The organism is Burkholderia sp. Ac-20379 (assembly GCF_017104645.1).
In the GTDB taxonomy this organism is placed as follows: Bacteria; Pseudomonadota; Gammaproteobacteria; order Burkholderiales; family Burkholderiaceae; genus Burkholderia.
The window spans coordinates 1-12,306 of the sequence record NZ_JAAGPF010000220.1 but is presented as its reverse complement, the minus strand read 5'-3'; the positions used below and the strand labels follow the sequence as shown (position 1 = coordinate 12,306).

Here is a 12,306-nt window from a genome sequence, read left to right as displayed (position 1 = left end):
CCTCCCGCTCCCGGTGGCACCCGCGATCGGCGCAACCGGCGCGGACGGCGGCGGCCGGTCGACCGAACCGCCGGGCGGCAACGACAGCCCGTCGCTCTCGCGCGCGCGCCGGAACGCGAACGCCAGCGGAATCCGGGCCGAGCTCATGGCCTGACGCATCACCACGCCGGTTTCGGCGGGGCCGACGAACAGCAGGCCGTCGTCGGCCAGGCGCGCGTCGAGCGCACGCATCGCGCGCTCCTGCGAACTGCGGTCGAAATAGATCAGCACGTTGCGGCAAAAAATGAAGTCGTAGCGCTCGTCGCCGAGGCTGCCCGGTTCGAGCAGGTTGGCGCGGCGGAACTGCACGCAGGCGCGAATCCGCTCGTCGAGCCGCCAGCCGTCGGCGATCGGCTCGAAATGGCGCGCGCGGAAATCGAGCGCATGGCCGCGAAACGAATTGCGGCCGTATTCGCCGCGCTGCGCATGGGCGATCGCGCGGGCGCTGATGTCGAGCGCGTCGATCCGCAGCCGGGCCGGATCGATGCCGGCATCGACCAGCGCCATCGCCGCCGAATACGGCTCCTCGCCGGTCGAACACGGCGCGCTCAGCACGCGCACCGGCTGCAACGGCTCGGCGCGCTGCCGTTCGAGCGCCTGCGCCGCCAGCGCGACGAACGCCTCGCGCTCGCGGAAGAACCAGGTTTCGGGCACCACGCACTGCTCGATCAGCGCGCGCTGTTCGTCGGCCGAGCCGAGCAGCAGGTTCCAGTACGCGTCGAGATCGGCGTCCGACAGGTTGCGCGCGCGCTGCGCGACCAGCAGCGCATCGGTTTCCGCGCCGCCGAGCATCGCGCCGATCCGTTCGGCCAGCGCGCGCGCCACGAAATCGGCGCCGAGCGAATCGGGATCGATGCCCGTCTCGCGCAGCAGCCAGGCGTGGAAGCGCAACTCGAGGGGGTTGATCATCCGCGTTCTCCAGGCGCGCCGTGCCACGGCGCATCGGCCTCGGCGGCGGCCGCGAACAGCAGCGCGCGCGCCTCGGCGCCGAGCAGGTGCCGCACCGAGACCCACTGCACCACGCCGTCGGCATGATCGATCACCGGGCCGAGCCAGCGCGCATGCGGCGTGTCGATGCCGCCGTCGCGGAACGCCGCGCGCTCGAAGCGCAGGGTTTGCGTGGCGTGCTCGACGATCAGCCCGAGCAGACGCTCGCCGCCGGCGGCGGCCGGCTCGGCGTCGCCGTCGAGCGGCATGCGCACGCGCACCACCACCAGCCGCGTCGAGCGCAGTTGCGCCGACGGGCGGCCGAGCGCGAGCTGCGACACGTCGATCACCGGCAGCGGCTCGCCGCGATGGATCAGCACCCCGGCCACCCAGGCCGGCGCGCCGGGAATCGCCTTGGTGTCGGCGAGCGGCAGCACTTCGGCGACGTCGTTGACGTCGAGCGCATAGCGTGCGCCATCGAGTTCGAACAGCAGGAACAGCATCGCGTGGCGGGCCTCGGCGCTCACGCCTCGACCTTGAAGCGCGACACGCTGGTGCGCAGGCCGTTGGCCACGAGCGTCAGGTCGTCGATCGCCTGCGACGACTGGCGCAGCGACTCGGCCGTCTGCTGCGCCGCCTCGGACAGTTGCGACAGCGCCTGCGTGATCTGCTCGGCCCCGCTCGCCTGGGTCTGCATGCCCTCGTTGACGAGCACGAAGCGCGGCGCGAGCGTCTGCACCTCGTTGATGATCTGCGAGAGCTGCGAGCCGACCTGCTGCACGTCGAGCATGCCGCGCCGCACTTCCTCGGAGAACTTGTCCATGCCCATCACGCCGGCCGACACCGCCGACTGGATTTCCTTGACCGTCTGCTCGATGTCGTAGGTGGCCACGGCCGTCTGGTCGGCGAGGCGGCGGATTTCGGTGGCGACCACCGCGAAGCCGCGGCCGTATTCGCCGGCCTTCTCGGCCTCGATCGCCGCGTTCAGCGACAGCAGGTTGGTCTGGTCGGCGACCTTGGTGATGGTGGCCACCACCTGGTTGATGTTGAGCGCCTTCTCGTTGAGGATCGCGAGCTTGGCGTTGACCGAGCCGGCCGCGTCCATCACGCTGCGCATGGTTTCGCCCATCTGCGTGAGGCCGGCCTGGCTCATGCCGGCCAGCGAGGCCGACTGCTCGGCCACCGACGACACTTCGTTCATGGTGTGCAGCAGATCGCGCGAGGTGGCGAAGATCTCGCGCGAGGTCGCGCCGATCTCGGTGGTGGTGGCGGCCGTTTCGTTGGCGGTGGCCTGCTGCTCGCGCGAGGTGGCGGCGATCTCGGCCACCGAGGTGGTGACCTGCAGCGACGATTTCTGCGCCTGCGCCACCAGCCCGGTCAGCTCGTCGGCCATCCGGTTGAAGCCCGTCTCGATCATGCCGAACTCGTCGCGGCGGCGCAGGTTCAGCCGCTGCGTCAGGTCGCCCGTGCGCATCACGTCGTGCACGCCCACCAGCTCGAACATCGGGCGCATCACCGCGCGGTACAGCAGCCAGCCGAGCACCAGCGACGTGAGCAGCACGATCGTCACCACCGTCGCCAGCGTGATCTGCGTGCTCGCCACCGATTCGCGGATCAGTTGCGCCGAGCGGTCGGCGAACGTGCGGTTCTCGGTCACCAGCACGTTGGCGCTGCGGATCACGTCCTCCCACACCGGCGTGACGCGCCCGTAGGCGGCCACCGCGTCGGCGTGCGTGCCGCCGCGCGCCTTCTGCACGGCGTCGGCCAGCAGCGGCAGGTAGCGCTCGTACACGGCGCGGAACGACGCGAAGCGGGCGCGGTCGTCTTCGCGGAACGTCGATTTCTGGTACGACAGCGACAGTTTCTCGAACGCGTCGAGCATGTCCGGGATGCGGTCGAGATCGCGGTGCGCGGTGGCCACGTCCGGATCGACGAAGATCGCGCGCTGCATCGCCGTGTACGACTCGTTCGCGGCGGCGCGCAGCGAGGTGGCCAGGTACACGCCCGGCAGCGAATCGCGCTCGATGTTGACTGTCTCTTCGTCGATCAGGCGCAGCTTCGTGTAGGAGAAGCCGGCCATCACCAGCATCAGCACGAACAGCACGCCGAAGCTGAGCAGGATCCGGTTGCCGAGCGTGATGCGCGTGCCGGCGGACGGGGAGTGAGTCTCGGTGCTTGCGCTAGGCGACACGTTGGCCATGTTTTCGATGTGGGTTGTCAGCAGATACGTTCAGGAGACGGCGCGGCCCGGGCGGCCCGGCTGCGGCCGCCGCGCCGGGACGGCGCGAGCCAGCACGAGTGTACTTTCTTTATCGCCCGCGAAACAGCCCGGGCCGGCCCGCGTGGCGGCGGCGCAGCGCCCGGCGGGGCGGCCGTTCGGAGAGGGGGACGGATACGTTCGAGGGGGACGCGCCGGGCCGGCGCGGGACCCGGCCCGGCAGGCGCGTCAGGATGCCGTGCGCACCTTCGGCAGCGCCAGCCCGGTCATGAAACCGCGCGGCGTGTAGCGCATCAGGATCTCGCCGCGATGCTTGGTGGCGGTGGCGCGCACGAACGCCAGGCCGAGCCCGAAACCGCCGCGCTGGGTGCCCGGCCCGTGCGTGAGCCGCACGAACGATTCGGTCGCGCTCGCGCGCAGTTCGGGCGCGATGCCTTCGCCCTCGTCCTCCACGCCCACCAGCCAGGCGTCGCCGTCGTCGGCGATCAGGCAGCGCACCTCGCCGCCGGGCGGGCCGTATTTGAGCGCGTTGTCGATCAGGTTGGCGACGGCGCGCGTGAGCATCATGCGGTCGCCGATGCACAGGCATTCGATCTCGGGCACGCAGGCGCTGATCCGGCTGCCGGTGTTGCCGGCCTTTTCCCAGAGCTGATCGGCCGCGTCGAGCAGCACCTCGTTGAGGCTGACGATCTCGGTCAGCAGCTTGCCCGACTGCGCGCGCGTGAGCTGGATGAAGCCGTCGGCCAACGCCAGCGCGCGGCGCGCATGCATCTCGATGCGCTCGAACAGCAGCGGCACCTCGCCGTGCGTGGCGCGGTAGGTGTCGAGCAGCGAGAGGATCGAGCTTTGCGGCGCGCGCATGTCGTGCGACAGGAAATCGAGCACCTCGTCGCGCTGGCGCAGCATGCGATACGAGTTCGAGTGGTAGCGGATCCGCGCGATCAGTTCGATCGGATCGGGCAGCTTGACGAGGTAATCGTTTGCGCCGGCGAGGAACGATTCGCGCTTGGCCACCGGATCGTCGTTGATCGACAGCACGATGATCGGCACCTGCGCCGTGGACGTATCGGAGCGCCAGGTCCGCACCAGGTCCAGCCCGTCGATATCGGGCATCACCAGATCCTGCAGGATCACGGTCGGCCGCACCGCCCGGGCCATCTCGAGCGCCGCGTGCGCATCGACGCAGACATGCAGCGCGATGTCCGTCTCGGCAGCCAGCAGGCGGCGCATCACCTCGCCGACGAACGCCTGATCGTCGACGAGCAGCACCGCAATACCCGACTCCTGCGAATCGTCGTGGTCCGTATCTGTAGTTCCGTTCATTGCATCCCGTGTGCATTCCCATCTCGCCCGGAGACACCCTCTCGGCGCGACGCCGGGCGGCCGTCCTCTCTTCCCTGGCCCACTCCTGGGAGTGAATCATGGGAATTAAACGGCATTGTTTCTTATTGGGAAATATAAGCTAATGATTTTAAATGATTTTTATGACTTTAGCTTGTTTGGGCGAGGATCCCGGCATGCGATATGCAACGTGCGGCTCCCGCCGGGCGGCCGGCACCGACGAAAAACAGCCGCGCCGGGCATTCGCCACGGCGCGGCTGCGGGTGCGCGCCCGCGGGCGCGGCGGGGAATCAGGACGGCTTGCGGATCACCATCAGACGCAGTTCGGTCATGTCCTCGATCGCGTAGCGCACGCCCTCGCGGCCCAGGCCCGAATCCTTGACGCCGCCGTACGGCATGTTGTCGACGCGGAACGACGGGATGTCGTTGATCACCACGCCGCCCACGTCCAGCTCGTCCCAGGCGCGATGCGCGTGCGACAGCGAATCGGTGAACACGCCGGCCTGCAGGCCGAAATCGCTGTCGTTGACGCGTTCGAGCGCCTCGTCGAACCGCTCGAACGGCTCGAGCAGCGCCACCGGCCCGAACGCCTCCTTGCGGTACAGATCCTGATCGCGGCCCACCTGTTCGAGCAGCGTCGCCTCGAACATCGCGCCGTCCACCTTGCCGCCCGCGACGATCTTCGCGCCGGCCTTGACCGCCGCGTCCATCCAGCCGGCCAGCCGGCGCGCTTCCGATTCGGAGATCATCGGGCCGACAAACGTATCCGGCTGCTTCGGGTCGCCCATCTTCAGCGCCCGCGTCTTTGCCACGAGCTTCTCGCGCAGCGCGTCGTACAGGCTCGCGTGCACGAGAATGCGCTGCACGCCGATGCAGCTCTGCCCCGATTGGTAGAACGCGCCGAAGATCAGCCGGTCCACCACGTAGTCGAGCCGCTCGCCCTGGTCGGCGTCGACGATCGCCGCCGCGTTGCCGCCCAGCTCCAGCACCACCTTCTTCTTGCCGGCCTTCTTTTTCAGATCCCAGCCCACCGCCGGCGAGCCGGTGAACGACAGCAGCTTGAAGCGCTCGTCGGTGGTGAACAGATCCGCGCCGTCGCGGTGCGCGGGCAGGATCGAGAACGCGCCCTTCGGCAGATCGGTTTCGGCCAGCACCTCGCCGATGATCAGCGCGCCGATCGGCGTGCGGCTCGCCGGCTTCAGCACGAACGGGCAGCCGGCCGCGATGGCCGGCGCGACCTTGTGCGCGGCCAGGTTGAGCGGGAAGTTGAACGGCGAGATGAACGAGCACGGCCCGATCGGCACGCGCTTCGTGTAGCCCGAATAGCCTTGCGCGCGCTTCGAGATTTCGAGCTCGACGATCTCGCCGCCGATCCGCACCGATTCCTCGGCCGCCACGCGGAACGTGTCGATCAGGCGCGTGACCTCGCCCTTCGAATCGTTGATCGGCTTGCCGGCCTCGATGCAGAGCGCATCGGCCAGCTCGTCGAAGCGCTCGCGAAAGCGCGCGACGCAGTGATCGAGCACGGCCTGGCGGCGAAACGCCGGCCACGCCGCGAGCGGCTTGTGCGCCTCGACGGCGGCCGCGATGGCCGCGTCGATCGCCTTCGCGTCGGCCAGCGCCACGCGCGTGGCGACCTTGCCGCTGTATTTGTCGGTGACTTCGAGATCCGTGTTGGCATGCACGGCCTCGTTCGCGAGGTAATACGGATAGGATTCCTTCAGCATGGCGACGCCTCCGGCGGGTTCGTTCGAGCAGGGTTCGGGATCGATACGGCGCGCCGCAGCGCGCCGCGAGTTCACAGCTGCGCGGACAGGCGCGGAATCTCGCGATTCAGGATGCGTTCGTTGTCCGAATAGTCGATCGGCACGTCGACCAGATGCACGCCCGGCGTGGCGAAGCACTGCTCGAGCAGCGGCCCGAGCGCTTCGGCGGATTCCGCGCGATGGCCCTGCGCGCCGTAGCTTTTCGCGTAGGCGACGAAATCGGGGTTGTCGAGCGTCATCGCGTAATCGGGGAAGTTCATGTTCTCCTGCTTCCAGCGGATCATGCCGAACGCATCGTCGCGCAGCACCAGCACCACCAGGTCGAGCTTCATGCGCACGGCCGTTTCCAGCTCCTGCGAATTCATCATGAAGCCGCCGTCGCCGCAGATCGCCACCACCTTGCGCTCGGGGTGCACGATCTTGGTGGCGATCGCCGAAGGAAGGCCCGCGCCCATCGAGGCCAGCGCGTTGTCGAGCAGCAGCGAGTTCGGCTCGTGGGCGCGCCAGTAGCGCGCGAACCAGATCTTGTACATGCCGTTGTCGAGGCAGGCGATGCCGTCGTCGGGCAGCGCGCGGTACAGATCGTTGACCACGCGCACCGGGTGCAGCGGGAAGCGCGGATCGTCCTCGCCCTTCTTCAGGTGCGCGTCGAAGCGTTCCTTGATCAGCATGAAGCGCGAGAAATCCCAGTGTTCCTTCTGCGACAGCGCTTCCTTCATCTGCCACACGGCGTTGGCGATGTCGCCCACCACCTCGATCTGCGGGAAATAGACGGGATCGACCTGCGCGCCGAGGAAGTTCACATGGATCACGGTTTTATCGCCGCTGCGCATGAAGAACGGCGGCTTCTCGATCACGTCGTGGCCGACGTTGATGATGCAGTCGGCATGATCGATCGCGCGGTGCACGAAATCGCCGTCGGACAGCGTGGCGTTGCCGAGCCAGAGCGGGTGCGTCTCGTCGATCACGCCCTTGCCCATCTGAGTGGTGAAGAACGGAATGCCGGTGGCGTCCACGAATTCGCGCAGCATCCGCGCGCTGGTCTTGCGGTTGCCGCCCGCGCCGATCATCAGCAGCGGATGGCGCGCCTGGTGGATCGCCTGCACGGCGCGCGCCACGGCCTTCTCCTCGGCCACCGGGCGGCGGCTGTAGCTGGCCGGAATCGGCTTGCCGTCGCCTTCCTCGTGCGCGATGTCCTCGGGCAGCTCGAGGTGGGTGGCGCCGGGGCGCTCGTCCTCGGCGCGCCGGAACGCCTCGCGCACCGCCGACGGGATATGGCCGATCGAGACGATCTGGCGCGTCAGCTTGGTCAGCGGCTGCATCATGTCGACCACGTCGACGATCTGGAAATGGCCCTGCTTGCTGCTCTTGATCGGCTTCTGGCCGGTGATCATCAGCATCGGCATGCCGCCGAGCTGCGCGTAGGCGGCGGCGGTCACGAGGTTGGTCGCGCCGGGGCCGAGCGTGGACAGGCACACGCCGGCCTTGCCGGTCAGCCGGCCGTAGGTGGCGGCCATGAACCCGGCGGCCTGCTCGTGGCGCGTGAGCACCAGCTTGATCCGCGAATGGCGGATCGATTCGAGCAGATCGAGGTTTTCCTCGCCGGGAATGCCGAACACGTATTCGACGCCTTCCGCTTCCAGCGACTTGACGAACAGATCGGATGCTTTCATGGGGACTCTCGGTGGATGCCGCGCGGCCGGTTTCCGGCGCGCGGCGTGGCAAACGCCCGCGACGGCCTACGGCGCGGACGGCTCAAACCCTTCGGACGACCAAATGCAAAAGCATGCCGCCGGGGCCCGTGAAGGCACGCGCGGCGGCGAGCGACGAAAACGATTGTAGGAGATCGGACGCGCCGCTGCAGTGAACGCGGCGGGCGTCAAAGAAAGGATTTCGTCAGGATGACGGAGGGAAAAATGGTGGCGGGCGGTGGCGGACGGTGGCGAGCGAGCGGCCCAGCCTCACCACTTGCAGGGGCCGCCGCCGTCCGGAAACGCAGCCAGATCGTCGACGAACGCAAACGTGCGGCGCGGCGAGAATTTCGTGTAGGTCATCGAACTGACGATCGCGCCCTGGCTGTCCATCACGTACTCGCCCGTTACCTTGCCGCCGACGATCTCGACCCAGGTGCTGACGACTTCATACGGCCTGTCCGGCGCCATTTCGGTGGCCTGCTCCGATTTCAGCACGATCGGGATCACCTGTTTCGCGCCCTTGTAGCGCACGTAGCCGCCGGACCAGTTCGAGTCCGAATCGGAGAACATGCGGAATTCGAAGCGGATCGGCGAAGCGCCGTCGCCGCTCTTGAAACAGCGCAGATCCTGCTCGACCTTGGCGTGCGCGGCGCCGGTACAGAAGGCGGCCAGCAGGCCGGCGACGAGGGCGGTTCGTTTCATGGTTGTCGTGGTTCGTGGATCCGTGAATGCCTGAAGGCGGCCGGCGCGAGCACGCCGCATACCCGCCGGCGCCGCATCCAGCCTTCGCCCGATTCATTCGAGCGCGTAGCGCGCCGCCACTTCCTGCTGGTCGAGTTCGCGTTCGAGCAGGTGCAGCAGCTCGTCGTGAATCTCGCCGGCTCGATGCATGCGCAACATTTCGGCGCGGCCGGCCGACACGGCCGCCAGCACCACGTCGTAGTGCGCGTGGATGTCGTTCACCGGGAACGCCGGCTCGTGCTCGAAACGCTCGGCCATCGACACGCGGTACGCATATTGTTCGAGCAGGCGCGGGTGGATCACCTGGCCGTCGGCGTCGTGCGCGAGCGGCTCGACCGCCTTCAACTGCGCGCGGCTCACGCGCGCCCAGGCCTGCGGCTCGGTCAGATGGTGCGCGTTCGGCGCGTGGCCGTCGCGCGGCGCGACGAGCCGGATCAGCGGGCCGATCGTGGTGCCCTGCAGCAGCACCGTCACGAGGATCACCGCAAATGCCGCGACCAGGATCATGTCGCGGCCCGGCATCGCCTCCGGCAGCGACAAGGCGATCGCCAGCGTGACCACGCCGCGCATGCCGGCCCAGCTCATCACGGCGGCCGCGCGCCAATCGGCGCGCAGGCTGCCGCGGCCGAGCCAGCGGCGCGGCAGCTTGAGGAATTCCACCGCGAAGATCCAGATGAAGCGCGAGCCGATCACGGCGGCCAGCACGGCCACCATCATCGGCATCATGGTCGAGAACACCTGCTCGAAGCCGCCGAGGCGCACCATCACGCCGCGCAGCGACAGGCCGATCAGCACGAACACGAGCGCCTCGAGCAGGAACACCATCACCTGCCAGAACGCGGTGGCGCGCACCCGCACGGTGGCGGTGAACACCTCGTGCTGATGCCAGCCGAGCATCATGCCCATCGTGACGGTGGCGATCACGCCCGACACTTCCAGCGTTTCGCCGGCGATGTAGCTGACCCAGCCGCCGAGCACCACCGAGGTCACGATCAGGTAATCGTCGGACAACAGCTTGATGAAGCGCGTCAGCGCCCAGCCGATGATGAAGCCCACCGCCACGCCGCCCACGCCCAGTTCGGCGAAGCTCACCACGGCGTGCTCGAAGCTGAACGCGCCGGTCAGCGCGGCGGCCACCGCGAAGCGGAACAGCACGAGGCCGGCGGCGTCGTTGAGCAGGCTCTCGCCTTCGAGCAGCACCATCAGCCGGCGCGGCAGCGCCACGCGTTCGAGCACCGCCTTGGCCGCCACCGCGTCGGGCGGCGAGACGATCGCGCCGAGCGCGAAACAGGCGGCCCACGGCAGCGACGGCACCGCCCAGTGCACCGCCAGCCCCACCGCCAGCGTGGTGAACACCACCGCGCCGATCGCCAGCATCATGATCCCGCCGAGGTTGCGCTTGAACTCCTCCCACACCGAGAAGTAGGCGCCGTCCACCAGCAGCGGCGGCAGGAACACGATCAGCACCAGATCGGGATCGAGGTTGATCGGCGGCAGGCCCGGCACGAACGCGATGCCTGCGCCGCCCACCAGCAGCGCGGCGGCCGGCGGCAGCTTCAACCGCTTCGCGGCGAGCTCCAGCACGACGATCGCGGCGAAGGACAGCAGGATCAGCTTGAAAACCGCTACGGGAGACATGAAATCGCCTTCTCGTTGGAGGAAATACGGATGATGAACAGGTGCGCGCACCGGGTTCGAACGGTCGCGCGATTAGACCACGCGCTTTTACTCGGCGTCGAGCCTGCGGCCCCGCCGCGCCGATATTGCTGCGCAGTGCCAAGGATAGGCGAGTGCGGGAATCGATGCGCTTAGCGGGGAGCGGGCGGCGGAACCGGCCCGGCGAAACCGCCCGGCGGCGCCGTTCAGCGCGGCGGCCCGCCGGATCGGCCCGACCGCCGCGCGATGTCTCCGCCCGATGCGCCCGCTCAGTGCGGCGGCGTCCACGCCCCCGCCCAGTGCGCGAAACAGGTCACGAGATAGAGCGCCAGCCCGATCATGCCGCCCACCACGGTGCCGTTGATGCGGATGCTCTGCAGATCCTTGCCGATGTTCAGCTCGACCTGACGCGACATCTCCCCGCTATCCCAATTCTTGACCGTATCGCTGATATGGCGCGTCAGGAACGCGGCGAACTCGGGCGCCATCTCGGCGGCGGCCTTCTCGACGTGCTCGTTCATCGATTCGCGCAGCGCCGGGCTTTCGGCCAGCCGCGCGCCGAGCCAGCCGCCGAGCGCGGCCGCCTGGCGGTGCAGCAGCGAATCCTCGCGTGCGAGATCGGCCTTGAGCCAGCCGCGCAGTTGCGTCCAGAGGTCGGCCACGTAGCCGTTGAACGCCTCGCCGTCGCGCAGGTAGCGCTTCAGCTCGTCGCCCTTCTCGACAAAGACGGGATCGTGCTTGAGGCGCTCCACCAGCCGCTCGGCGGCCGCGTCGAAGCCGCGGCGCAGCCGGTGGTCGGGATCCTCGCCGATCTGCACGAGCAGCCGCGTGACCGCGTTGGCGATCAGCTCCGCGCCGTGCTCGCCGATCCAGGCGGTGGGCATCACGCGCTCCATCTTCGGATATTCGCCCTTGAGCCAATCGACGATGTAGGAAGCGATCGCGGCGCGGTGATCGGGCTCGTGCAGCAGCGCGACGAACTGCGCGATGCCGTCGTCGAGCAGTTGCTGATGGCGGCCGTCGCGCGTGAGCGTGTCGAGGATCGCCCCCGTCGCGCGCGACAGGTCGATCTTGTCGAACACGGCGCGCAGCGCGTCCTTGATGAAGCGCTGGATGCGCGCGTCGTCGGTCATGTCGAGCGCGAAGCCGATCAGCTTGACCGCGTAGCCGCCCAGCACGGCGGTGTTGGCCGGCGCCGCCAGCCACTGCGCAAGCCGCGCGGCCGGATCGTGACGCCGGATCAGCGCGACGATCGAAGCCGGATCGAGAAAGCGCTCGTGCACGAACAGCGCGAGATTGTCGGCGATGCGCGCCTGGTTGCGCGGCACGATCTCGGTATGGCGCGAGACGATCGGGATCGGCACGCGCCGGAACAGCGCGGCCACCGCGAACCAGTCGGCCAGCGCGCCGACCATCGCGGCCTCGGCCACGGCCTTCACGCCGTCCACCCAGATGCCGCCCGGAAAGAACAGCGTGACGACGAACACGGTCGTCACGCCGATCAGCAGCGCCAGCGCGCGCCGCTTGCTGGCTCTCAGTTCGGCTGCCTTGTCGCGCATCGTTGCGGTGTGCCTCGTCGGGTCGGGTGCGCCCGCGGCGGGGCGCGGGATGGAGAAAGTTGAGCGGGCTGCCGGGTGCGGCGGCTTCCGGCGCCATGCCGCATGGCGGCGACTCGGCGGCTCGGCGGCCGTTGCGAGCCGCTCGATGGTACACCGGCTCGATGACGCGGGCGCTTCGCGCCCGGGCAGCGGTCGAAGCCCGCCCGGCCGCCCCCACCCTCGCCCGCGCAAGCCGGTTGCCGCATCGAAAGCGCCACCGTAGAATCGTTGCGCACACGACGCCCGGCGTGCCGTCCACCGCTTCGCCCGCCGGCGCGCCCCTTGCTCCCCCCGCTTTCGAAGGAGTCCGCAGCGTGCCGGCCCTA

At 68.7% G+C, this 12,306-nt stretch carries 9 protein-coding genes; all 9 read right to left on the bottom strand.

Annotated features, from left to right (window positions below; translation table 11 throughout):
• Positions 1–945, bottom strand: a 945-nt coding sequence (locus G3N92_RS23295) for a protein-glutamate O-methyltransferase CheR (protein WP_339385799.1), incomplete at its 3' end; no start/stop codon positions are given.
• Positions 945–1,469, bottom strand: a complete 525-nt coding sequence (locus G3N92_RS23290; protein WP_206129940.1) for a chemotaxis protein CheW — start codon at positions 1,467–1,469, stop codon at positions 945–947. The genes G3N92_RS23290 and G3N92_RS23295, both read right to left, overlap by 1 nt.
• Positions 1,470–1,489: 20 nt before the next feature.
• The gene (locus G3N92_RS23285; protein ID WP_206129938.1) at positions 1,490–3,166 is read right to left on the bottom strand and encodes a methyl-accepting chemotaxis protein; all 1,677 of its coding nucleotides are present in this window, start codon (positions 3,164–3,166) and stop codon (positions 1,490–1,492) included.
• A 246-nt stretch (positions 3,167–3,412) separates the two neighbouring features.
• Positions 3,413–4,507: a hybrid sensor histidine kinase/response regulator gene (locus tag G3N92_RS23280; RefSeq protein ID WP_206129937.1), complete on the bottom strand. Its 1,095-nt coding sequence runs from the start codon at positions 4,505–4,507 to the stop codon at positions 3,413–3,415.
• 308 nt (positions 4,508–4,815) lie between these two features.
• Complete coding sequence (locus G3N92_RS23275; RefSeq protein ID WP_206129936.1) at positions 4,816–6,252, bottom strand: aldehyde dehydrogenase family protein; 1,437 nt, start codon at positions 6,250–6,252, stop codon at positions 4,816–4,818.
• 71 nt (positions 6,253–6,323) lie between these two features.
• On the bottom strand, positions 6,324–7,964 hold the full coding sequence (locus G3N92_RS23270) for an acetolactate synthase large subunit (RefSeq protein ID WP_206129935.1): 1,641 nt from the start codon (positions 7,962–7,964) through the stop codon (positions 6,324–6,326).
• Positions 7,965–8,252: 288 nt separating this feature from the next.
• A complete protein-coding gene (locus G3N92_RS23265) occupies positions 8,253–8,687 on the bottom strand; it encodes a hypothetical protein (RefSeq protein WP_206129934.1) in 435 nt (144 codons plus the stop codon).
• A 93-nt stretch (positions 8,688–8,780) separates the two neighbouring features.
• Entirely contained in the window at positions 8,781–10,364 is a 1,584-nt protein-coding gene (locus G3N92_RS23260) for a Na+/H+ antiporter (protein WP_206129933.1), read from the bottom strand.
• 287 nt (positions 10,365–10,651) lie between these two features.
• Positions 10,652–11,941 carry a DUF445 domain-containing protein gene (locus tag G3N92_RS23255; protein WP_206129932.1) on the bottom strand — a complete coding sequence of 430 codons (1,290 nt, stop codon included), beginning with the start codon at positions 11,939–11,941 and terminating at the stop codon, positions 10,652–10,654.
• Positions 11,942–12,306: the final 365 nt, after the last annotated feature.

Bases quoted from the DNA above. Each gene is read 5' to 3' on its own strand.
- G3N92_RS23265 (WP_206129934.1), bottom strand. From the start codon at position 8,687: ATGAAACGAACCGCCCTCGTCGCCGGCCTGCTGGCCGCCTTCTGTACC.
- G3N92_RS23255 (WP_206129932.1), bottom strand. From the start codon at position 11,941: ATGCGCGACAAGGCAGCCGAACTGAGAGCCAGCAAGCGGCGCGCGCTG.
- G3N92_RS23290 (WP_206129940.1), bottom strand. From the start codon at position 1,469: ATGCTGTTCCTGCTGTTCGAACTCGATGGCGCACGCTATGCGCTCGAC.
- G3N92_RS23275 (WP_206129936.1), bottom strand. From the start codon at position 6,252: ATGCTGAAGGAATCCTATCCGTATTACCTCGCGAACGAGGCCGTGCAT.
- G3N92_RS23285 (WP_206129938.1), bottom strand. From the start codon at position 3,166: ATGGCCAACGTGTCGCCTAGCGCAAGCACCGAGACTCACTCCCCGTCC.
- G3N92_RS23270 (WP_206129935.1), bottom strand. From the start codon at position 7,964: ATGAAAGCATCCGATCTGTTCGTCAAGTCGCTGGAAGCGGAAGGCGTC.
- G3N92_RS23260 (WP_206129933.1), bottom strand. From the start codon at position 10,364: ATGTCTCCCGTAGCGGTTTTCAAGCTGATCCTGCTGTCCTTCGCCGCG.
- G3N92_RS23280 (WP_206129937.1), bottom strand. From the start codon at position 4,507: ATGAACGGAACTACAGATACGGACCACGACGATTCGCAGGAGTCGGGT.